Genomic DNA, 21,557 nt, shown 5'->3' on the forward strand with positions numbered 1-21,557 from the left:
AATTGAAATGACCGACCAGACTACCCGCCTGCCGATCCGCCGCGCCTTGATCAGTGTCTCCGACAAGACCGGGGTTCTCGAATTTGCCCGGGGGCTGGAAGCCCTGGGCGTGGAAATCCTCTCCACGGGCGGGACCTTCAAACTGCTGCGAGACAACGGCGTGGCCGCAGTAGAAGTCGCGGACTACACCGGTTTCGCAGAGATGATGGACGGTCGGGTCAAGACCTTGCACCCGAAAATCCATGGTGGCATCCTCGGCCGTCGCGGTATCGACGATGCCATCATGAACGAGCACGGCATCAAGCCGATCGATCTGGTGGCCGTCAACCTCTACCCGTTCGAAGCCACCATCAACAAGCCGGGCTGCGACCTGCCGACCGCCATCGAAAACATCGATATCGGCGGCCCGACCATGGTTCGCTCGGCCGCCAAGAACCACAAAGACGTGGCCATCGTGGTCAACGCCAGCGACTACGCCCAGGTGCTTGAAAACCTCAAAGCCGGTGGCCTGACCTACGCCCAGCGTTTCGACCTGATGCTCAAGGCGTTCGAACACACCGCCGCCTACGACGGCATGATCGCCAACTACATGGGCACCGTGAACCAGGCCGCCGAGACCCTCAGCACAGAAGGTCGCAGCCAGTTCCCGCGGACCTTCAACAGCCAGTTCATCAAGGCCCAGGAAATGCGCTACGGCGAGAACCCGCACCAGAGCGCGGCGTTCTACGTGGAAGCCAAGCCGGCCGAAGTGGGCATCGCCACCGCGACCCAGCTGCAAGGCAAAGAACTGTCCTACAACAACGTGGCGGACACCGACGCCGCGCTGGAATGCGTGAAGAGCTTCGTCAAGCCGGCCTGCGTGATCGTCAAGCACGCCAACCCGTGCGGCGTGGCCGTGAGCCCGGACGCTGAAGGCGGCATCCGCCAGGCTTACGAACTGGCCTACGCCACCGACACCGAATCGGCCTTCGGCGGCATCATCGCTTTCAACCGCGAACTCGACGCCGCGACCGCCAAGGCCATCGTCGAGCGTCAGTTCGTCGAAGTGATCATCGCCCCGTCCGTCAGCGAGGAAGCCCGCGCCATCGTGGCCGCCAAAGCCAACGTGCGCCTGCTGGCCTGCGGCGAATGGTCGGCCGAACGTGCCCCTGCCTGGGACTACAAGCGCGTCAACGGCGGCCTGCTGGTGCAAAGCCGCGACATCGGCATGATCAGCAGCGCCGACCTGAAAGTGGTGACCAAGCGCGCACCGACCGAGCAGGAAATCAACGACCTGATCTTCGCCTGGAAAGTGGCCAAGTACGTCAAGTCCAACGCCATCGTCTACGCTAAGAACCGCCAGACCATCGGTGTCGGCGCCGGCCAGATGAGCCGTGTGAACTCGGCGCGCATCGCCGCGATCAAGGCTGAACACGCCGGTTTGCAGGTAGCGGGCTCGGTGATGGCGTCCGACGCGTTCTTCCCGTTCCGCGACGGCCTGGACAACGCGGCCAAGGCCGGCGTCACCGCAGTGATCCAGCCAGGCGGCTCGATGCGTGATGCCGAAGTGATTGCTGCGGCTGACGAAGCCGGCATCGCCATGGTCTTCACCGGCATGCGCCACTTCCGTCACTAAACAGCACCGCTTCCCGACTGTAGGAGCGAGCTTGCTCGCGAAAAACTCAAAAACGCCACGAGGTGTCAGGTTTCCCTCGTTATCGTTGACGACCTTCGCGAGCAAGCTCGCTCCTACAGGGAAGCACAGCGTTTCTCAGAGGTTTTTGAAATGAATGTTTTGATTATTGGCAGCGGTGGCCGTGAACACGCCCTGGCCTGGAAAGTTGCCCAGGACCCACGCGTCCAGAAAGTATTCGTAGCCCCCGGCAACGCCGGCACCGCCATTGAAGCCAAGTGCGAAAACGTCGCCATCGACGTGCTGGCCCTGGAACAACTGGCGGATTTCGCCGAGAAAAACGTTTCCCTGACCATCGTCGGTCCGGAAGTGCCGCTGGTTGCCGGTGTCGTCGACCTGTTCCGCAGCCGGGGCCTGGACTGCTTCGGCCCGACCGCCGGCGCGGCCCAGCTGGAAGGTTCCAAGGCATTCACCAAGGATTTCCTGGCGCGCCACAAGATCCCGACCGCCGACTACCAGAACTTCACCGAGATCGAGCCAGCCCTGGCTTACCTGCGTGAAAAAGGCGCGCCGATCGTGATCAAGGCCGACGGCCTGGCCGCGGGCAAAGGCGTGATCGTCGCCATGACCCTGCAGGAAGCCGAAGACGCCGTGCGCGACATGCTCGCCGGCAACGCCTTCGGTGAAGCCGGTTCGCGCGTGGTCATCGAAGAATTCCTCGACGGCGAAGAAGCCAGCTTCATCGTGATGGTCGACGGCAAGAACGTCCTGCCGATGGCCACCAGCCAGGACCACAAGCGCGTCGGCGACGGCGACAGCGGCCCGAACACCGGCGGCATGGGGGCTTACTCCCCGGCCCCGGTCGTAACCAGCGAAGTGCATCAGCGTGTGATGGACCTGGTGATCTGGCCGACCGTGCGCGGCATGGCCGATGAAGGCAACGTCTACACCGGTTTCCTCTACGCCGGTCTGATGATCGACAAGGCCGGTAACCCGAAGGTCATCGAGTTCAACTGCCGCTTCGGCGACCCGGAAACCCAACCGGTGATGCTGCGCCTGCAATCGAGCCTGGTGCTGCTGGTGGAAGCCGCGCTGGCCCAGGCCCTGGACAAGGTTGAAGCCCAGTGGGACCCACGCCCGAGCGTCGGCATTGTGCTGGCAGCCGGCGGTTACCCGGCCGACTACGCCAAGGGCGATGTGATTGAAGGCCTGGACGCGGCGGCGACGCTGGAAGGCAAAGTGTTCCATGCGGGCACTGCGCTGCAGGACGGCAAGGTGGTGACCGCAGGTGGCCGTGTGCTATGTGCCACCGCGATGGGCGCCAGTGTCGACGCTGCACAGCAACAGGCTTACAAACTGGCGGCAAAAATCAGCTGGAACGGCTGCTTCTACCGCAAAGATATCGGCTATCGCGCGATTGCCCGTGAACGTGGCGAGACTCATTAAGTCGCTATCCGTTCGGTTAGGTAAGGGCCTCTGGCCCTTGCCGTACTCGTATGACCCCGCGCATAGTTAACCCGTGCTTCAACCTACGAAGGGATTTCGCCGTGCGCTGGCTCAGGATCGCCATAGGTTTCACTGTCAGTCTGCTGACACTGCTCTGTTTGCTCCCGGCCCAGGCCGCTGCGCAAGGCAGTGGCTGGGCAGTATTGCTTGATGAACAGGCCGACCTGCAACTGAGCGATATCCGTTCGCCCCGCTACACCAATCAATTCAGCCCCATCGAACTGGACCGGATCACTGCTGCCGAGCCGGACGGTGCGTTGTGGGTACGCTTCAAGCTGCAACCCGGCCAGCACGAGCAAGTGCTGCGGGTGTTTGCCCCGGACGTTTCCCTCCTGAGTCTGTATGTGCTGGATGGCGACACCCTGGTGGAACAGCAAACCACCGGCACGCGCCAGCCCCAGGCCGAGCGCCCGCTGCCCAGCAGCGACTTCATGCTGCCGATGCCCCAGAGCCCGAAGCCCCTTGAGGTGTACCTGCGCCTGGTCTCGGAACACGAACTGCGCCCCTATATCACCCTGGAGCCGGCCGTACTCGCCGCCGCCGACCAAAGCCAGACGCTGATCTACGGCCTGCTGTTCGGCTGCCTGCTGATGCTGATCCTGCACAACCTCTCCCGCTTCGCCTACCACCGCTCACGCAGCAGCCTGTGGCTGGCGGCCTGCGAAGTGCTGCTGCTGCTCAGCCTGGCGTTGCTGCTCAACCTGCTGGGGCCATGGCTGCAGAACTGGCACGCGATCCAGACGCCGGGCGCCTACCTCGCCCTGCTGCTGACCGCACCGTGCGGGCTGATGTTTGCCTATCGCTTTTTCATGCCGCTGGGCCCGCACCCGCTGAACAAACTGTTGATGGCCGACATTCTGTTGATCGTGCTGTGCGGCCTGCTGCTGTTGTTCGTCAACACGTTGCCGCTGAACATCATCACTTACGTCCTGGTGGCCCTGGCCGGCCTGAGCATGTTGTTTGTCTCGGCCTATCACTGGCAAAAAGGCTACCGGCCAGCGCGGTTGTTCGTGGCGGGGATGGTGGTGTTCAACATCGGCACACTGATCATCCTGCCCGCCTTGCTTGGCCTTACGCTGCTGGCGCCGCAAGGCTTGATCATTACCCTGCTCAGCTTTATCTGCCTCAGTGGCCTGCTGATGAGCCTGGCCCTCGGCGAACGCCAGCGCGCCATCGTCGAAGCACGCTTCAGCCTCAGCCGCGAGCTGGCGGCCAGCAACGCCGAAATCGCCGCCAAGGCTGAGTTCCTGGCGAAGATCAGCCACGAAATCCGTACCCCCATGAACGGCGTGCTGGGCATGACCGAACTGCTGCTGGGCACGCCGTTGTCGGTCAAACAGCGCGACTATGTGCAGACGATCCACAGCGCCGGTAACGAACTGCTCACACTGATCAACGAAATCCTCGATATCTCCAAGCTGGAATCCGGGCAGATCGAATTGGACGATGTGCAGTTCGACCTCAATGCGCTGATCGACGACTGCCTGAACATCTTCCGCGCCAAGGCCGAGCAACAGAACGTCGAGCTGATCAGCTTTATCCAGCCCCAGGTGCCGCGGGTGATCAGCGGCGACCCGACGCGCCTGCGCCAGGCGATGTTGAGCCTGCTGGAAAACGCCCTGCAGAAAACCGATGAAGGCGAAGTGTTGATCGTCGTCGCCCTCGACGAGCGCAGCCCCAAGCCGCGCCTGCGCATTGCCGTGCAGGACAGCGGCCTGCCGATGGAAGCCGCCGAACGCGATGCGTTGCTGCACAGCGAACTGCACAGCAAGAACTTCCTCTCGGCCACCCGTTTGAGCGGCCACCTGGGCCTGGTCATCGCGCGCCAGTTGATCCTGTTGATGAACGGCGAATTCGGCATCAAGAGCGGCGCACAACAAGGCAGCACCCTGTGGCTGACCCTGCCGCTGGACCCGGAACGCCTGGAACACCCGACCTCCGACCTCGACGGCCCGCTCAAGGGTGCGCGGGTATTGGTGGTGGACGACAACGACACCTGCCGCAAAGTGCTGGTGCAGCAATGCACCGCCTGGGGCCTGAATGTCAGCGCGGTGCCGTCGGGCAAGGAAGCCCTGGCGTTGTTGCGCACCAAGGCGCACCTGCGTGATTACTTCGACGTGGTGCTGCTGGACCAGAACATGCCCGGCATGACCGGCATGCAACTGGCAGCCAAGATCAAGGAAGACCCGAGCCTCAACCACGACATCCTGCTGATCATGCTCACCGGCATCAGTAACGCGCCGAGCAAGATCATCGCGCGCAATTGCGGGATCAAGCGCATCCTCGCCAAGCCGGTGGCCGGCTACACCCTCAAGACCACCCTGGCCGACGAACTGACCCAGCGCAGCAAAGGCGGCGGGCAGCCACGCGCGCCCCTCAACGCGCCGGCGGCCATCATCGTGCCCAGCGACTTCCGCATCCTGGTGGCCGAAGACAACAGCATCTCCACCAAAGTCATCCGCGGCATGCTCGGCAAGCTCAACCTCAACCCGGACACCGCGAGCAACGGCGAAGAAGCCCTGCAGGCGATGAAGGCCCAGCGCTATGACCTGGTGTTGATGGACTGTGAAATGCCGATCCTCGATGGCTTCTCCGCGACCCAACAGTTGCGGGCCTGGGAAGTCAGCCACCAGCGCATTCGCACGCCGGTGGTGGCGCTCACCGCACACATCCTCTCGGAACACAAAGAGCGCGCACGCCAGGCCGGGATGGACGGGCACATGGCCAAGCCGGTGGAATTGTCACAATTGCGCGAGCTGGTGGAGTACTGGGTGGCGCAGCGTCAGCCACGGCCGGAGCATGCGCCCTCTTAACGTCAAATGCGATCGAGTGTGGGAGGGGGCTTGCCCCCGATGGCGGTGGACCAGTCACCGATGCATCGACTGAAAGCCGGCGACGGCAAGCTCGCTCCCGATAGCGCTGGAGCAGTTACAAATAAGCTGACTGTCACACCGCCATCGGGGGCAAGCCCCCTCCCACACTGAGCCTGCGTCTGCCACACAATGGATGAACACCACAGATCCTATGTGGGAGGGGGCTTGCCCCCGATGGCGGTGGACCAGTCACCTATGCATCGACTGAAAGACAGCGATGGCAAGCTCGCTCCCGATAGCGCTGGAACAGTTACAAATAAGCTGACTGTCACACCGCTATCGGGAGCAAGCTCCCTCCCACACTGAGCCTGCGTCTGCCACACAATGGATGAACACCACAGATCCTATGTGGGAGGGGGCTTGCCCCCGATGGCGGTGGACCAGTCACCTATGCATCGACTGAAAGACAGCGATGGCAAGCTCGCTCCCGATAGCGCTGGAACAGTTACAAATAAGCTGACTGTCACACCGCCATCGGGGGCAAGCCCCCTCCCACACTGAGCCTACGTCTGCCACACAATGGATGAACACCACAGATCCTATGTGGGAGGGGGCTTGCCCCCGATGGCGGCGGACCAGTCACCTATGCATCGACTGAAAGCCGGCGATGGCAAGCTCGCTCCCGATAGCGCTGGAACAGTTACAAATAAGCTGACGGTCACACCGCCATCGGGAGCAAGCCCCCTCCCACACTGAGCCTGCGTCTGCCACACAATGGATGAACACCACAGATCCTATGTGGGAGGGGGCTTGCCCCCGATGGCGGCGGACCAGTCACCTATGCATCGACTGAAAGACGGCGATGGCAAGCTCGCTCCCAATAGCGCTGGAACGGTTACAAATAAGCTGACTGTCACACCGCCATCGGGGGCAAGCCCCCTCCCACACTGAGCCTGCGTCTGCCACACAATGGATGAACACCACAGATCCTATGTGGGAGGGGCTTGCCCCCGATGGCGGTGGACCAGTCACCTATGCATCGACTGAAAGACAGCGATGGCAAGCTTGCTCCCGATAGCGCTGGAACAGTTACAAATAAGCTGACTGTCACACCGCTATCGGGGGCAAGCCCCCTCCCACACTGAGCCTGCGTCTGCCCCACAATGGATAAACACCACAGATCCTATGTGGGAGGGGCTTGCCCCCGATGGCGGCGGACCAGTCACCTATGCATCGACTGAAAGACAGCGATGGCAAGCTCGCTCCCGATAGCGCTGGAACAGTTACAAATAAGCTGACTGTCACACCGCCATCGGGGGCAAGCCCCCTCCCACACTGAGCCTGCGTCTGCCACACAATGGATGAACACCACAGATCCTATGTGGGAGGGGGCTTGCCCCCGATAGCGGTGGACCAGTCACCTATGCATCGACTGAAAGACAGCGATGACAAGCTTGCCCCCGATAGCGCTGGAACAGTTACAAATAAGCTGACGGTCACACCGCCATCGGGAGCAAGCTCCCTCCCACATTTGATCTCTGTCGCCTGATAGACTCCGCCAATCTCCTTCTGTCGCGAGCCACCCCCATGCTCCACGTGTTATTCAGCGTTTACCTGAAGATGCTGGTGCTCTACAGCCCGTTCTTCGTGTTGTCCTGTTTTATCAGCCTGACCCGCGGCTATTCGAGCAAGGAACGGCGACGCCTGGCCTGGAAAGTGGCGTTGGCGACGCTGGTGTCGAGCGTCTTGCTCTACCTGTTCGGCCGGGTGATTTTCAGCGTGTTCGGCATCACCGTGGACGCTTTCCGCATCGGCGCCGGCAGCGTGCTGTTCATCTCGGCCCTGGGCATGGCGCAGGGCAAGTCAGCGGTGCAGACCGATAACGTGCAGCAGGACGTGACCATCGTGCCGCTGACCATTCCGCTCACCGTCGGCCCCGGCACCATCGGGGCGCTGCTGGTGATGGGCGTCAGCCAGCCCCATTGGGACGACAAAATCGCCGCCATCCTCAGCATCGCCCTGGCCAGCTTCACGGTGGGCGTGGTGCTGTATTTGTCCAACCGTATCGAACGGATTCTCGGTGACCAGGGCTTGCAGATTGTCAGTCGCTTGATGGGCTTGTTCGTGTGCGCCTTGGCCGCACAAATCATCTTTACCGGGGTGCGCGGCTACATGGTGCCTTAGATCCGGTATTTGGCGATCGCCAGTTGCACCTTGTCGCCCGCACTCTCACGCATCAACTGGATGGTTTTTTCGTTGACCACCGAGGTATTCAGCACCAGGCAGGTTTGCCCGCTGAAGGCCTCGAACGAGGAACTGTCCCACTCAAGAAAAGGCAGCCCCACGTGCTTGCTGACGCCATGGGAGCTGTAGGTCACCAGCACCATCATGACTTCGCCGTCGGTTTCGGCGCAGGACGCCAAGCCAAAATCGCCGCCCTGATGCACGCTGCTATTGCGCTTGAACAGCTCGAATGACGCCGGCATCTGTTTCAATGTTTCCAGCGCATCGGCGGCCAGTTTCGGCAGCGCCGTCAGCAGAGGCCCGGCCAGTGAGGTCGAGGCCAGCAGGGTGGCGATGATATTCAGCGCCGCCAGTTGCACCGTCAGCCCCTTGCCGGCGCTTGAGACCCGCTCGAACCGGCTGCGCACCGGCAGCCAGCCCAGGCTGATCATCACCTTGATAAATTCGTCGTACCAGCCCTCCGTGCCGCGACTGATCCTCAAGACATCGCTGACGTAGCTGCTGGCCAACAGATAGCTTTTGCGGATGTATTCGCGGTTCAGGCCACTCAGGCCGTCGGCGAACGAGATCACGCCATTGTTGACCACCGCCGCGTTGCAGCCGTCCTCGGTATCCAGCGGTAAAGCCGCGTGCGTCCCCGGCGCGCCGGGCAGCTTATAGGCGGCAATCAATTTGCGCCGCTTGGTGCTGTTGATCCTTCTGTGATGTCGCTCCATTTTCAGTTCTCCACAAGCACCCCACATGGGGCGTGTGTCCACACTAGTCCAGGCGCCGACGGGCTTTCCACACGACAAACATCCCTTGCCGGCAGCGCTCGCACAGCGCAGCCCAGCATTCGTTGGGCGCCCCGCGGGCAGTTCCGGATTTCATCGATAAAAAAAGAAAAAGCCCCGAATCACGGCAGGTGTTCACCCAGCGTCATTCGGAGCTTTCCGGCGCTCGCGCGGTGCTTTTCAGGAGGCCGGTTTTTCGCCATACCAGCGCGGCGTGTACACCCACTCACCGCCGCCGGCGCGCGGGAACGCGCAGGTGGTGGACGAGCCGATCAGCACCATGGTCCGCATGTCCACCTGTTCCGGGGTCAGTTGCCCCAGCGTGGTCACGCGCAGGGTCTGGCCCGGCCGCCCGATATCGCGGCCCAGCACCACCGGCGTTGCGGCGTTGCGGTGTTGCGCGACAATCTCCAGGGCACGCCCCAGTTGCCACGGCCGCGCACGCGAGATCGGGTTGTAGAACGCCAGGGCCAGGTCGGCCTGGGACGCGAGGTCCAGGCGCTGCTCGATGATCGACCAGGGCTTGAGGTTGTCCGACAGCGACATCACGCAGAAGTCGTGCCCCAACGGCGCGCCGGCCTGGGCCGCGGTGGCCAGGGACGCGGAAACGCCCGGCAGGATTTCCAGCTCGACCTGGTGCCAGGCCGGGTCGTCGGACTCATGCAGCGCCTCGATCACCGCCGCCGCCATGGCGAACACACCAGGGTCGCCGGACGACACCACCACCACCGACCGGCCTTGAGCGGCCAGCGCGAAAGCGTGGCGGGCGCGCTGCATTTCTTCACGGTTGTCGGTGCAGTGCTGCACCTGATCGTCGCGGAACGGCCCGGCCATGCGGACGTAGGTTTCGTACCCCAGCACATCGGTACAGCGCGCCAGTTCGGCCTTCACCGCCGGCACCATCAGGTCGGCGGCGCCAGGGCCAAGGCCGATCACCGCAAGACGGCCACGCGGGCGACCGACCTGGGACACGTCCAAGGGCTGTTCGGCGACCGAAACAACGATGTCCGCCGCTTGCTCCACCTCGGCGAAACGCAGCGGCACGCCTAATTCCAACGCCGCTTCGTGCAACGACGGTTCGGCCATCTGGGTATCGCTGGCCAACAGGCAGGCCAGTGACTGCAGGGCAATCCCCGAGGCATGCAACGCGCCACGCACACGCTGCGCCAATTGCGCGCCGGGCTTGCAGGTGACGCACACGCTCTGTGGATAAATCAGCAACTCGTTGGCCGCCGGTACGCGCTCGGCGCTGCCTACGTGGATCGCCAGGCGCGCCTGTCGGTCCTGCGCCAGGTTGGCCTGGTCAAGCCACGGCGCCGCGCCTTCGATACGCACGCTTTCGCCGGCAAGCAGGTCGCTGACGAAGCGCTTGCCCAGTTCCAGGTCCGCCAGTTGATAACCGGCCGGCGGGTTGAGCAGGCACGTGCCGAAACGCAGCTCGCCACTGGTGGTGATCGCGGCGGCCACACCCAACGCCGCGGCAACCTCCCGCGCCATGTCATTCACCCCGCCCAGGCCACCGAGCAACGGCACCACCGCGCTGCCGTCTTCGGCCACGGCCAGTACGGCGGGCTCTTCGCCTTTTTCCAGCAGCAGCGGCGCCAGGGTGCGGATCACGATACCGGCGGCGCACAGCGCGATCAGCGGCGTGCCTTGCTGATAGAGCTGGCGCAGGGTCGCGCCGAATTCGCGGTAGCTCTGGTCCGCGCCGTCGACCCGGCCCAGCAGGCCGTGGATCACCGCACCCGGATACACCTGCGCAATCCTGCGCGCCGTGGCCAGGCTGCCCTGCCCGAGGATGACAATCGCCGGGCGCATCAACCTTGCCACCGTTCACCGGGCACGATGATCAGCGAGAAATACGGCGAGGACATCGGCTCGACTTGATCCAGCGGGACGATTTTCTGGTTGGCCATGGTCGCGCGCTCCACATACAGCGCACGCTCGGCCAGGCCGAGTTCTTCGAGCACCTGGCGCACCTTGGGGAAGTTGCGCCCCAGCTTCATGATCACCGCCGCGTCGGCATCCGCCAGGCGGCGCTTGAGGTCTTCATGGGGCAGCACCCCCGACAGCACCGACAGGCTCTGGTTGCGATACACCAGCGGCGCGCCGAGCACCGAGGCGCCACCGAGCATCGAACACACGCCGGGAATGACCTGCGCTTCGTAGCGCTCGGCCAGGCGGTCATGCAGGTACATGTAGGAGCCGTAGAAGAACGGGTCGCCTTCACAGATCACCGCCACATCGCGGCCGGCGTCCAGGTGCGCGGCGACGTCCTGGCTGGCGCTGTCGTAGAAATCGCTGATCACCTGTTCATAGGACAGCGGCGCCGGCAACGCTTCGGTGGTCACCGGGTACACCAGCGGCATCAGGGTTTGCTGCGCCACCAGGTGGTCTTCGATGATGCCGAAGGCGTTGCCCTTTTTGCCCTTGGCCACGAAGTACGCCACCACCGGCGATTCGCGCAGCAGGCGCAGGGCCTTGAGGGTGATCAGTTCCGGGTCGCCGGGGCCGACGCCCAGGCCGATCAAACGTCCACGTGCCGGCATTATTCGACCTCCGTGGCCAGGGCATTGACCGCCGCGGCCGCCATCGCACTGCCGCCCAGGCGGCCCTGCATGATCACGAACGGCACGCCACGGCTGTCGGCGGCCAGCATCGCCTTGGATTCGGCGGCGCCGACGAAGCCCACCGGGAAGCCAAGGATCAACGCCGGTTTCGGCGCGCCGGCGTCGAGCATTTCCAGCAGGTAGAACAAGGCGGTCGGCGCATTGCCGATCACCACCACACTGCCGGCCAGGTGCGGGCGCCACAGTTCCAGGGCGGCGGCGGAGCGGGTGTTGCCCAGCTTCTGCGCCAACGCCGGCACGCGTTCGTCGCGCAGGGTACAGATCACTTCGTTGTTGGCCGGCAGCCGCGCACGGGTCACGCCTTCGGACACCATCCGCGCATCGCACAGAATCGGCGCACCGGCGGCCAGCGCCTCGCGCCCTGCCCTGCCCGCGCCTGCGGAGAACTGCAGGCCGTCGATCGCCTCGACCATGCCGCAGGCATGAATCACGCGCACCGCGAGTTTTTCCAGGTCGGCCGGGATGCGCTCCAACCTGGCTTCCGCGCGAATAATGGCGAAGGAGTTGCGATAGATCTCCTGACCGTCGCGGATGTAATCAATCATCGGTGTTGCTCCGTGGGTGAGCGCGCAGCAGGGCGCCCGCCGCTTCAATGGAAAGAGTGCGCGCGTGCAGCCGGCCGAAACCGGGCTGGGCTGCTTCGCGAAAATAGACGTCGTAATGGCCGGGGCTGACCGCCAGCAAGGTCACCGGCGCGATGTGCGCGGCGGCGCAGGAACGCGCGCAGCCAGACAGATGTACCGCGTGGCCGGGGCGCAGCGCGGCCAGTTGCATCGCGTCGGCCTTGGTATCGGCCAGGCCTTTGCCGCAGCCGCTGGAGCCGGTGCAGGCGATCAACTGCGCCAGCGGCTGGTCGGCCGAGCAGAGGAAGCCCAGCCGTTCCAGGCGCGCGGTGATCGCGGCGGCATCCTGGCATTTGGCGTTGGGCAGCAGCAGGCCTTGCCAGGGGGTAAAGCGCAGCGTGCCGTCGCCATACTCATCGGCGAGTTGCGCTGCGCCCTTGAGCATGGAGGCGTCGAGTCGACCCAGCGGCGTCACGGCGGTCACGTAGACCCGACCGTGCTGATGCTGTGGATAACTTCCCAGGTGCAGCCACGCCCCGCTGGCCGGGCGCTTGAAGCCATCGACCGGCAATAACGGCAGGTCCAGCCCGACCAGGAAGTTATCCACAGGCAGATGACGCATGCGTGTTTGCGCCGGCGTGGCCAGGTCCAGAAACCGTTCCAACACCGCCACCACCAAGGCATGCCCCTGCTCCAAGCGCACGGCCGCCAACGGCGCATCCAACCCCGGGCAGCCGGCCAGGCCGAACGCGAGCAGTGTTTCGCCGCCCTGCTCAAAGGCCGACAGCCACAGGTCATGGTGATGTTCGAGCATCGCCAGGGCTTCACCGCCATCCAGTTGCACCGCGAACTTGGCCGACAGTTCGTGGAAGCGCGTGTGGTTTTGCAGGGTGGCGAGGATCTGGTCGGCCAGCGGGCGCGTATCGAACAGCATCTGCGGGTCGATACCGGCGCTGGGGCTGAGCATCAGGTTGCGCACGTCGTCACCGGCGGCGGTGCTGGGGCCGAGGCCTGCGGCAAGGAGCATCGCGATCAAGGCCTGCTGCTCGGCACCGATCCCGCGGATCTGCAGGTTGGCGCGGTTGGTCGCCTCGATCACCCCGCCCGCATAGGCCTGGGCCGCGTCCGCCACGGAATGGGCTTGTGCGGCGCTGATCGCGCCGCCGGCCAGTTTGATCCGGCAAATGCCGCCGTCCAACGCCTGGACGATACGCAGCAACCCCGGGCAAGCCGAGGGGCGCAAGGTGTTCAGAGCAGGGATTGGGTTCACGGGGCTACCGGTTCGCGGGTCAAGGCGCGGTATTATGCCTGCTTTGTCCGACGGCATGAAAAGCCTGCCCGTCGGATGTCGTTCAAGGAATTCATATGTCGCCCTGGCTGACGGTAATAGGCATCGGTGAAGACGGCTTCAAAGGGCTCGGCAGAAACGCCCGGCACGCCGTATTGCGTGCCGCACGGATCATCGGTGGCCAGCGTCAATTGGACCTGTTGCCAGTGTGCGTGCGCGGCGAACGCCAGTTGTGGCCGAGCCCGTTTTCCCTGGCGCCGTTATTGGCGCGACGCGGTGAACCGGTGTGCGTGCTGGCCAGCGGCGACCCGATGTTCTACGGCGTCGGCGCCAGCCTGGCGCGGCAGGTGCCGGCTGAAGAGATGCTGATTTTGCCGGCGCCCTCCTCTGTGTCGCTGGCGGCGGCGCGCCTGGGCTGGGCGTTGCAGGACGTGATGACGTTATCGGTGGTGGCCCGGCCCTTGACGGCGTTGAATGCACATCTGGCCAGCGGCGTGCGCTTGTTGGTGTTGAGCAATGACGGGCAGAGCCCTGCCGCGATTGCCGCGCTGTTGGTTGAATCCGGCTTTGGGCCGAGCCGTCTCAGCGTCTTTGAACATCTGGGCGGCGCGGCTGAGCGACGTGTCGATGGCGTGGCCCACGCTTGGCCGCACGCCGCGGTCGCCGATCTGAACCTGGTCGCCATCGACTGCCTGGCCGACGCCGATGCCCCGCGCCTGTCGCGCCTCGCCGGCCTGCCGGATGTGGCGTTCAAACACGACGGCCAACTGACCAAACGCGACGTGCGCGCCATGACCCTGGCCCGCCTGGCGCCACTGCCCGGCGAATTGCTCTGGGACGTGGGCGCGGGCAGCGGCTCCATCGGCATCGAGTGGATGCGCGCCCACCCGAGCTGCCGCGCCTTGGCGATTGAAGCCGATGCCGGCCGCCAAGGCCTGATCGAACATAATCGCGACGCCCTCGGCGTGCCCGGCCTGCAACTGGTGCGCGGCACCGCGCCTGCGGCCCTCGGCGGCCTGGAAACGCCCGACGCGATCTTCATCGGTGGCGGCGTCACCCGCGACGGCGTGCTCGAGACCTGCTGGCAGCACCTGCGCCCCGGTGGCCGCCTGGTCGCCAACGCCGTGACCCTGCAAAGCGAAATGACCCTGATGGCCTGGCGCGCCCGACACGGCGGCGAACTGACCCGCCTCCACGTGGCCCAGGCCCAGCCGCTCGGTGAATTCGACACCTGGCGCCAGGCGCTGCCGATCACCCTGCTGGACGTGATCAAGCCCCTATGAAACCGATCCTGCTACTGGGCGGCGTCACCGAAGCCCTCGCCATCGCCCGCACCCTCGGCCCCGAACATATCTACAGTCTGGCCGGTGTGGGCCGCGTGCCGACCGACCTCACCTGCCAGGTGCGTGTCGGTGGCTACGGCGGGGTTGAAGGGTTGGCGCAGTTCGTGCGCGACGAACACATCGGCCTGATCCTCGACGCCACCCACCCGTATGCGGCACAGATCAGCCACAACGCCGCCCAGGCAGCACGGTTGTGCGGTGTGCCGTGTTGGGCCCTGCGCCGCCCGGCGTGGCGACCGCAAGCGGGGGATGACTGGCGCGAAGTCGCTGACTGGGCCGAGCTGATCGAGGCCCTGAAACCCTTCAAACGCCCGCTGTTCACCTTGGGCCGCGAGCCGTTGCAGCATCTTGATGAGATCCCGCAGGAGCAATTCTGGACGCTGCGCGCGTTGGAGGTGTATCCGGGCAATGAACGCTGCGAAGTCATCGGCGCGCGTGGGCCGTTTCTGATCGAAAACGAGCGTGCGTTGTTCGAACGACAAAAGATCGATGTGCTGATCAGCAAGAACAGTGGCAGCACCGCCACCGAACCGAAGCTGGAAGTGGCGCGCGAGCGAGGGGTGCCGGTGTTGGTGTTGAGGCGGCCGGTGTTGGCTACGGCGGATCGAGAATTTACAGCCGTGGCTGCGGTGCTACAGGCAATATCGTCTCGCTAAACGACACCTCGCCAATGTGGGAACTTGCTCCCGTTCAACGGCGTAGCAGTCGCATGATCGCTGAGTTTGCATCGATGTCCGCAGACTAGAGATCACGTTTGCGACCAGCAACCTCAAACAAGGTGTCGCACGTTTCTGTTTGTACGAAGACCTAGCCAAAACACCCACTGTTTGGTTTACCCAGCAGAAAGACGATTCACCTTACGACCAACTCCGAACCAGCCGGCTAGTTCAGCCAAAAGCTCCCGCCCTAACCTCCCCTCTCGCGGTTTTGCACCCGCTTCCGCGATGGGGATGCACTGCAGTTGCAGCGCGTCGCAACTTGCCATCCTGTATCCCAAGGAATACGATTTGCGATGATTGAGTTCGAAGAATCCATTGAGTTTGTCAAATGGCTCGAAGCAATGCGCGATCCGCTCGCAAAAGTACGCATTGTGACAAGGCTGCGCATGGCGCAAGCAGGAAACTTCGGCGACTGTGAGGCTGTAGGAGAGGGCGTTTGCGAAATGCGAATCCACCAAGGCCCCGGGTATCGGGTTTACTTCACTCGCCGAGACAAGGTGGTTTATCTGCTGCTGATGGGCGGCGACAAATCAACACAAAGCCGAGACATCCAGCGTGCAATACACATGGCAAAAAATCTTGGCCGCAAGGAGTGACTTATGAGCGAATCCTTTACCCGTTTCGATGCCGCAAAATATCTCAAGACTCCTTTTGAGATGGCCGCCTATCTGGATGCTTGCTTTGAAGAAGATGCTGGCGACGGTCTGTTGATTCGCACAGCGCTGAACGATATCGCTCGCGCCCAAGGCATGACCCAAGTCGCTCGCGACGCCGGCCTGGGGCGAGAAAGTTTGTACAAAGCCCTCTCCAGCACTGGCAATCCCGAGTTCGCGACTATCATGAAGGTCATGAGAGCACTGGGGCTCAAACTTCACGCCACCGCGCTCTGACACACTGCGACACCAAACCACACCGCCACTTTTTACTTATCCCCCCCGATCAGGCTAAATACCCGCCTGATCGTTTAACCCTACGGATTGTCCGCCATGGCCCGTCAACGCTTTGCAATCGTCTGGATCGCCTGCTTTGCAGTGCTGTTCAACGCCTTTGCCATGCCGCTGGCCGGGGCGATGCAGCAGTCCAAGGACCCCGCGCAGCAACTGTTGTGGGGCAGTTTCTGTTCGTCCAATGGCGCCAGCCTGAAAACCGTTGCCCTGGGCAAGTTGGACATTCCGGCACCGGCGCAGGACGATCACTCCGCCATGCAGCATTGCTGGTGTTGCTCGGGCTCGGCGCCGTTGGTGGCGTTGCCGGGGCATGTGCCGCAGTTGTATGTCACGCGGTTCGAGGCGGCGCAGAGCCTGCCGCCACCGTCATTGCAGTCCCCGACGCCGCGCCAGCAATGGCCGAGCCTTAACCCGCGCGCCTCTCCAACGGTCTGATGGTCTTCGCAAGTGAACTGCGTTTAGAACCGTTCTGGAGAACTGCCATGCTCAAATCTTCCCTGCTTCTGGCCGCATTGCTGCTGCCGGTGTTCAGTGCTGCCAATGCCGACGACTTCAAGGCCGGCGACCTGCTGGTCAGCGATCCCTGGTCCCAGGAATTGCCCCCCAACGCGCCGACCGTCGCGGCCTACTTTGTGGTTCACAATACCGGCGAAACCCCGGACCGCCTGCTCAGCGCCAAGACGCCGGTGGCGGACAAAGCCGAACTGCATGAGCATGTGATGCAAGGCGCATTGATGAAGATGCAACAAGTGCCCAGCGTTGCCGTGCCGGCCAAGGGTGACTTGACCTTCGCGCCCATGGCCTATCACGTGATGTTGCTGGGCCTCAAAGACCGCAGCGTACTGGCCGACGGCAAGCACTTCCCTCTGACCCTGACCTTCGAAAAAGCCGGGGACGTCGAGGTGCAAGTGTCCGTGCAGAAAGTCCCGCCGATGGCGCCCCACGAGCATAAACACGGCGAGTAGGCCAACACTCGATGGGCGCCCCTCGCGCCAGGTTGTCCGCGCCGCGCCGCAGGCCCGTGAGCCTTAAGCGCGGCAGTTGGATCAGCCTGTTCGCCATGCTGATGATCTTTATCGGTCCGCTGATTTCCCAAGCGATGCCGATGAATCAGCACGCCGGTATGTCCATGAGCATGTCCATGGACATGCCCGAGTGCCACGGCGAACCGCAACACCGTCCACCTCAAAAACAAGCCCCCGACGAACACCACGTCCTCTGGGAAAAGTGCGGCTATTGCAGCCTGCTCTTCAGTTGCCCGGCACTGCCCGGCAGCGTGTCCTACCTCACCCTCGGCGCCCCATCGCCGGCCAACGCCCTCACCCCCTCACCGCGCCTGGGCCATGCCCGGCAGAGCATTTTCCCCGGCGCGCGCAGCCGTGCCCCACCCATCGCCGCGTAAGCACTTGACACCGTTACTTCACCCCGGCCGACGTTAGACAGACAGCCACAGGCTGCTGGCCGTGTTGTTTACGATTGATAGATGGAATTTTTCATGTCCAGGTTTTCTGCTGACACCCGTTTGGGAAGCACTCCCGTGTTCGCCGTTCTGTGCGGCGCGCTCTTGATGCCACAGGCCCATGCCGATGAGCACGCCGAGCACGAACTGAGCCCCACCGTGATCACCGCGATCGCCCCCAGCTCGCCGCTGACCGTGGTCACCAACCCGAAAGACCCACGCCAGCCAGTGCCCGCCAGCGACGGCGGCGACTATCTCAAGACTATCCCCGGCTTCGCCCTGGTGCGCAACGGCGGCACCAACGGCGACCCGGTGCTGCGCGGCATGTTCGGCTCGCGCCTGAACATCCTCACCAACGGCAGCATGATGCTCGGCGCCTGCCCGGGCCGGATGGACGCGCCCACCTCGTACATTTCCCCGGAAACCTACGACACACTCACCGTGATCAAAGGCCCGCAAACCGTGCTCTGGGGCCCGGGCGCGTCGGCCGGCACCATCCTGTTCGAGCGCGAGCCCGAGCATTTCGGCGAACTGGGCACGCGGCTCAACGCCAGCGTGCTGGCCGGCTCCAACGGGCGCTTCGACAAAGTCATCGACGCCGCTGCCGGCGGGCCCCTGGGTTACGTGCGGGTGATCGGCAACCAGGCACACGCCGACGACTACAAGGACGGCAACAACGACACCGTCGCCTCGCGCTACGACAAGTGGAACGGTGACGTCGCGGTCGGTTTCACCCCCGACGCCGACACCCTGCTCGAACTCACCGCCGGCCGCGGCGATGGCGAGGCGCGCTACGCCGGGCGCGGCATGGACGGCTCGCAGTTCCTGCGCGAAAGCCTGGGGCTGCGCTTCGAAAAATCCAATATCGGTGAGGTGCTGGACAAGGTCGAGGCCCAGGTCTACTACAACTACGCCGACCACGTCATGGACAACTACAGCCTGCGCGTCCCGTCGGGCACCGGGATGATGGCAGGCCCCATGGCCTCCAACGTCGACCGCCGCACCCTCGGCGCGCGGATCAAGGCGACCTGGCGCTGGGCCGACCTGCAACTGATCGGCGGTCTGGATGCGCAGACCAACGAACACCGCCAGCGCAGCAGCATGGGCGTCGACACCTACAAGGATTTGCCGCGCAACAAAGACGCCAACTTCCATAACTACGGCGTATTCGGCGAACTGACCTGGTACGCCGCCGACCGCGACCGCCTGATCACCGGCGCGCGCCTGGACCGCGCCTCGGCCCGGGACTTCCGCCAGACCATCGGCTCAGGCATGTCGGCACGCGCCAACCCGACCGCCGACGACACCCGCGCCGACACCCTGCCCTCGGGCTTCATGCGCTACGAGCACGACCTGGCAGACACCCCGACCACGCTCTACGCAGGGCTGGGCCACGCCGAACGCTTCCCGGATTACTGGGAACTGTTTTCCCCCAACACCGGCGCGGCCGGTTCGGTCAACGCGTTCGATGGCGTGAAACCGGAAAAAACCACCCAGCTCGACTTCGGCGCGCAATACAAGACTGCCGACCTCGAAGCCTGGGCCTCGGGTTACGTCGGCCAGGTACGCGACTTCATCCTGTTCGACTACCGGACCGGAATGATGGGCACCACGTCCCAGGCGCGCAACGTCGACGCACGGATCATGGGCGGCGAACTGGGCGCGGCGTACAAGCTGACCCAAAACTGGAAGGCCGACGCCACCCTCGCCTACGCCTGGGGCAAGAACAGCAGCGACGGCAAGCCCCTGCCGCAAATGCCGCCGCTGGATGCGCGCCTGGGCCTGACCTACAGCGAGGACGACTGGAGCGCCGGCGCCCTGTGGCGAGTGGTCGCCGCGCAAAACCGCATCGACCAGAACAAAGGCAACGTGGTCGGCAAGGACTACGACAAGAGCGGCGGCTTTGGCGTGTTCTCGCTGAACGCGGCGTACCGCATCAATAAAAACTTCAAGGTCAGTACCGGCGTCGACAACCTGTTCGGCAAAGCCTACGCCGAGCATTTGAACCTGGCCGGCAACGCCGGGTTCGGCTACCCGGCCAACGATCCGCAGGCCATCAAGGAGCCGGGGCGCACGCTCTGGACCAAGGTCGACATGAGCTTCTAAAAGCATCGGGGGCAAGCCCCCTCCCACAGTTGGAATGCACTTCAAATGTGGGAGGGGGCTTGCCCCCGATGGCGGTGTAACTGCCCCCAAAAAACAAAACCTTGCGGAGCCCCCCTGATGAGCACACAAAAAATCTCCTTCTACAACCTGGCCTGGCGTTGGCATTTCTACGCCGGGCTGTTTGTCGCCCCCTTCATGGTGCTGCTGGCCCTGACCGGCATCATCTACCTGTTCAAGCCCCAGCTCGACCCGCTGATGTACGGCCACCTGCTCACCGTCCCCGCCGCCGAACGCGCGCTGAGCGCCGACGAGCAACTGCAACGCGCCAAGGCCGCCTACCCCCAGGGCCGGCTCAGCAAATACCTGCCACCGGCCGACGCCACCAGCAGCGCACAGTTCGTCATGCACGACGGCAGCCGCGAAATGACGGTGTTCGTCGACCCGTATCGCGGCACCGTGCTCGGCACGCAGGACGCGAAAAACAACCTGCAAGCCATCGCCCGCGCCCTGCACGGCGAGTTGATGATCGGCACCGTGGGTGACCGCCTGGTCGAGCTCGCTGCCGGTTGGGGCGTGATGCTGGTGATCTCAGGCATGTACTTGTGGTGGCCGCGCGGCAAGTCATCGTCCGGGGTGCTGTGGCCGCGCTTCAACACCCGTGGCCGTGTGTTCTGGCGCGACTTGCATGTCGTCACCGGTTTCTGGGGCGCGGCGTTGTTGCTGGTGATGCTGCTCAGCGGCATGGCCTGGACCGGCTTCTGGGGCAAGCAATACGCCGACCTGTGGAACCGCTTCCCGGCGGCGATGTGGAACAACGTGCCGACCTCCGATCAACAGGCCCGCGTGCTCAACACCGCGACGCAACAGACCGTGCCCTGGGCCATGGAAAACACACCGATGCCGGTGTCCGGCGACCATGCCGAACACATGAACCACGGCGCGATGCATGCCGCCCCCGCCGCGCCCACCATCAACCTGCAACAGGTGGTCGACCTGGCCACCTCGCGCAAGGTCGAGCCCGGCTACAGCATCACCCCGCCCACCACCGCCGAGGGCGTATTCACTGTTTCGGTATTCGCCAACGACCCGCGCAATGACGCCACCCTGCATGTGGACCAGTACACCGGCAAGGTCCTCGCCGATGTGCGCTGGGAACACTACAACGGCGTGGCGCGGGCGACCGAGACCGGCGTGATGTTGCACGAGGGCAAGATGTTCGGCTGGGTGAATCAACTGATCGTGCTGCTGATCTGCCTGATGATCCTGCTCAGTGCCGTCAGCGGCGTGGTGATCTGGTGGAAACGGCGGCCGGTGGGCGGCCTCGGAGTGCCGCCGTTGCGTCATGACCTGCCGAAGTGGAAAACCGCGATGGTGATCATGCTCGGGCTGGCGATCGCCTTCCCGTTGGTGGGCGCGTCGTTGATCGTCGTGTGGGCGCTCGATCGTCTGCTGCTGTCGCGGCTGTTTGCGCAGCCTTCGCGGGTTTGACGCCCGGGTGCCGGTCAAGTGCCGCCGGGGACCGGGCGATCCACGGCGGCCGGCTTGGTCAGCGCC

General features: G+C 64.0%; 18 protein-coding genes and 1 pseudogene. 13 read left to right on the forward strand and 6 right to left on the reverse strand.

The genetic code is table 11. From position 1 onward, the window contains the following. Positions 1–7 precede the first annotated feature (7 nt). Positions 8–1,615, forward strand: coding sequence for a bifunctional phosphoribosylaminoimidazolecarboxamide formyltransferase/IMP cyclohydrolase (gene purH / locus C5F70_RS21605; protein ID WP_046384852.1), 1,608 nt, complete (start codon positions 8–10; stop codon positions 1,613–1,615). 15 nt (positions 1,616–1,630) lie between these two features. On the opposite strand, the pseudogene C5F70_RS31220 reads toward purH, so the two are convergent. Continuing rightward, positions 1,631–1,744, reverse strand: a pseudogene (locus C5F70_RS31220) (outer membrane lipoprotein carrier protein LolA); the annotation flags it as partial. A 21-nt stretch (positions 1,745–1,765) separates the two neighbouring features. Between C5F70_RS31220 and purD the strand changes: the two are divergent. The 3 genes from purD (at position 1,766) to C5F70_RS21620 (ending at position 8,115) form a co-directional block, all read left to right on the forward strand. Continuing rightward, positions 1,766–3,058, forward strand: a complete 1,293-nt coding sequence (purD, locus tag C5F70_RS21610; protein ID WP_017849672.1) for a phosphoribosylamine--glycine ligase — start codon at positions 1,766–1,768, stop codon at positions 3,056–3,058. A 101-nt stretch (positions 3,059–3,159) separates the two neighbouring features. Next, entirely contained in the window at positions 3,160–5,931 is a 2,772-nt protein-coding gene (locus C5F70_RS21615; protein WP_046485690.1) for a hybrid sensor histidine kinase/response regulator, read from the forward strand. Positions 5,932–7,518: 1,587 nt separating this feature from the next. Beyond that, positions 7,519–8,115, forward strand: coding sequence for a MarC family protein (locus tag C5F70_RS21620; protein WP_104904024.1), 597 nt, complete (start codon positions 7,519–7,521; stop codon positions 8,113–8,115). Here the strand turns inward: C5F70_RS21620 and C5F70_RS21625 are convergent. From C5F70_RS21625 to cobG, 5 genes are all read right to left on the reverse strand, one after another. Further along, on the reverse strand, positions 8,112–8,891 hold the full coding sequence (locus C5F70_RS21625; protein ID WP_017849675.1) for a hypothetical protein: 780 nt from the start codon (positions 8,889–8,891) through the stop codon (positions 8,112–8,114). The two genes, C5F70_RS21620 and C5F70_RS21625, sit on opposite strands and share 4 nt — an antisense overlap. A 237-nt stretch (positions 8,892–9,128) precedes the next feature. Continuing rightward, positions 9,129–10,766, reverse strand: a complete 1,638-nt coding sequence (gene cobJ / locus C5F70_RS21630; protein ID WP_104904025.1) for a precorrin-3B C(17)-methyltransferase — start codon at positions 10,764–10,766, stop codon at positions 9,129–9,131. Beyond that, positions 10,766–11,497, reverse strand: a complete 732-nt coding sequence (locus C5F70_RS21635; protein WP_017849677.1) for a precorrin-2 C(20)-methyltransferase — start codon at positions 11,495–11,497, stop codon at positions 10,766–10,768. Before C5F70_RS21635 ends, cobJ begins: the two co-directional genes overlap by 1 nt. Continuing rightward, complete coding sequence (locus tag C5F70_RS21640; protein WP_017849678.1) at positions 11,497–12,123, reverse strand: precorrin-8X methylmutase; 627 nt, start codon at positions 12,121–12,123, stop codon at positions 11,497–11,499. The genes C5F70_RS21635 and C5F70_RS21640 overlap by 1 nt, the downstream gene beginning before the upstream one ends. Beyond that, the gene (gene cobG, locus C5F70_RS21645; protein WP_104904026.1) at positions 12,116–13,468 is read right to left on the reverse strand and encodes a precorrin-3B synthase; all 1,353 of its coding nucleotides are present in this window, start codon (positions 13,466–13,468) and stop codon (positions 12,116–12,118) included. Before cobG ends, C5F70_RS21640 begins: the two co-directional genes overlap by 8 nt. A gap of 38 nt (positions 13,469–13,506) precedes the next feature. On the opposite strand from cobG, the gene cbiE reads away from it, so the two are divergent. From cbiE to C5F70_RS21690, 9 genes are all read left to right on the forward strand, one after another. Continuing rightward, complete coding sequence (gene cbiE, locus C5F70_RS21650) at positions 13,507–14,712, forward strand: precorrin-6y C5,15-methyltransferase (decarboxylating) subunit CbiE (protein WP_104904027.1); 1,206 nt, start codon at positions 13,507–13,509, stop codon at positions 14,710–14,712. Beyond that, positions 14,709–15,428: a cobalt-precorrin-6A reductase gene (locus C5F70_RS21655; RefSeq protein WP_057006059.1), complete on the forward strand. Its 720-nt coding sequence runs from the start codon at positions 14,709–14,711 to the stop codon at positions 15,426–15,428. The genes cbiE and C5F70_RS21655 overlap by 4 nt, the downstream gene beginning before the upstream one ends. A 356-nt stretch (positions 15,429–15,784) precedes the next feature. Further along, positions 15,785–16,087: a type II toxin-antitoxin system RelE/ParE family toxin gene (locus C5F70_RS21660; RefSeq protein WP_079442744.1), complete on the forward strand. Its 303-nt coding sequence runs from the start codon at positions 15,785–15,787 to the stop codon at positions 16,085–16,087. 3 nt (positions 16,088–16,090) lie between these two features. Continuing rightward, entirely contained in the window at positions 16,091–16,381 is a 291-nt protein-coding gene (locus C5F70_RS21665) for an addiction module antidote protein (protein ID WP_017849687.1), read from the forward strand. A 96-nt stretch (positions 16,382–16,477) separates the two neighbouring features. Beyond that, positions 16,478–16,873, forward strand: coding sequence for a DUF2946 domain-containing protein (locus C5F70_RS21670; RefSeq protein ID WP_046485671.1), 396 nt, complete (start codon positions 16,478–16,480; stop codon positions 16,871–16,873). A 47-nt stretch (positions 16,874–16,920) separates the two neighbouring features. Next, the gene (locus C5F70_RS21675; RefSeq protein WP_046384861.1) at positions 16,921–17,403 is read left to right on the forward strand and encodes a copper chaperone PCu(A)C; all 483 of its coding nucleotides are present in this window, start codon (positions 16,921–16,923) and stop codon (positions 17,401–17,403) included. An 11-nt stretch (positions 17,404–17,414) separates the two neighbouring features. After that, complete coding sequence (locus C5F70_RS21680; RefSeq protein WP_079442743.1) at positions 17,415–17,840, forward strand: DUF2946 domain-containing protein; 426 nt, start codon at positions 17,415–17,417, stop codon at positions 17,838–17,840. 93 nt (positions 17,841–17,933) lie between these two features. Continuing rightward, the gene (locus C5F70_RS21685) at positions 17,934–20,003 is read left to right on the forward strand and encodes a TonB-dependent copper receptor (protein ID WP_104904028.1); all 2,070 of its coding nucleotides are present in this window, start codon (positions 17,934–17,936) and stop codon (positions 20,001–20,003) included. Between the two features lie 117 nt (positions 20,004–20,120). Further along, positions 20,121–21,491: a PepSY domain-containing protein gene (locus tag C5F70_RS21690; RefSeq protein WP_104904029.1), complete on the forward strand. Its 1,371-nt coding sequence runs from the start codon at positions 20,121–20,123 to the stop codon at positions 21,489–21,491. Positions 21,492–21,557: the final 66 nt, after the last annotated feature.

The sequence above is a fragment of the Pseudomonas sp. LH1G9 genome, assembly GCF_002949975.1.
Classification (GTDB): domain Bacteria; phylum Pseudomonadota; class Gammaproteobacteria; order Pseudomonadales; family Pseudomonadaceae; genus Aquipseudomonas; species Aquipseudomonas veronii.

What these genes read in the sequence shown, in the direction of transcription:
- purH (WP_046384852.1), top strand. Translation starts at nt 8, where the DNA reads ATGACCGACCAGACTACCCGCCTGCCGATCCGCCGCGCCTTGATCAGT.
- purD (WP_017849672.1), top strand. Translation starts at nt 1,766, where the DNA reads ATGAATGTTTTGATTATTGGCAGCGGTGGCCGTGAACACGCCCTGGCC.
- C5F70_RS21620 (WP_104904024.1), top strand. Translation starts at nt 7,519, where the DNA reads ATGCTCCACGTGTTATTCAGCGTTTACCTGAAGATGCTGGTGCTCTAC.
- C5F70_RS21625 (WP_017849675.1), bottom strand. Translation starts at nt 8,891, where the DNA reads ATGGAGCGACATCACAGAAGGATCAACAGCACCAAGCGGCGCAAATTG.
- cobJ (WP_104904025.1), bottom strand. Translation starts at nt 10,766, where the DNA reads ATGCGCCCGGCGATTGTCATCCTCGGGCAGGGCAGCCTGGCCACGGCG.
- C5F70_RS21635 (WP_017849677.1), bottom strand. Translation starts at nt 11,497, where the DNA reads ATGCCGGCACGTGGACGTTTGATCGGCCTGGGCGTCGGCCCCGGCGAC.
- C5F70_RS21640 (WP_017849678.1), bottom strand. Translation starts at nt 12,123, where the DNA reads ATGATTGATTACATCCGCGACGGTCAGGAGATCTATCGCAACTCCTTC.
- cobG (WP_104904026.1), bottom strand. Translation starts at nt 13,468, where the DNA reads ATGCCGTCGGACAAAGCAGGCATAATACCGCGCCTTGACCCGCGAACC.
- cbiE (WP_104904027.1), top strand. Translation starts at nt 13,507, where the DNA reads ATGTCGCCCTGGCTGACGGTAATAGGCATCGGTGAAGACGGCTTCAAA.
- C5F70_RS21655 (WP_057006059.1), top strand. Translation starts at nt 14,709, where the DNA reads ATGAAACCGATCCTGCTACTGGGCGGCGTCACCGAAGCCCTCGCCATC.
- C5F70_RS21660 (WP_079442744.1), top strand. Translation starts at nt 15,785, where the DNA reads ATGATTGAGTTCGAAGAATCCATTGAGTTTGTCAAATGGCTCGAAGCA.
- C5F70_RS21665 (WP_017849687.1), top strand. Translation starts at nt 16,091, where the DNA reads ATGAGCGAATCCTTTACCCGTTTCGATGCCGCAAAATATCTCAAGACT.
- C5F70_RS21670 (WP_046485671.1), top strand. Translation starts at nt 16,478, where the DNA reads ATGGCCCGTCAACGCTTTGCAATCGTCTGGATCGCCTGCTTTGCAGTG.
- C5F70_RS21675 (WP_046384861.1), top strand. Translation starts at nt 16,921, where the DNA reads ATGCTCAAATCTTCCCTGCTTCTGGCCGCATTGCTGCTGCCGGTGTTC.
- C5F70_RS21680 (WP_079442743.1), top strand. Translation starts at nt 17,415, where the DNA reads ATGGGCGCCCCTCGCGCCAGGTTGTCCGCGCCGCGCCGCAGGCCCGTG.
- C5F70_RS21685 (WP_104904028.1), top strand. Translation starts at nt 17,934, where the DNA reads ATGTCCAGGTTTTCTGCTGACACCCGTTTGGGAAGCACTCCCGTGTTC.
- C5F70_RS21690 (WP_104904029.1), top strand. Translation starts at nt 20,121, where the DNA reads ATGAGCACACAAAAAATCTCCTTCTACAACCTGGCCTGGCGTTGGCAT.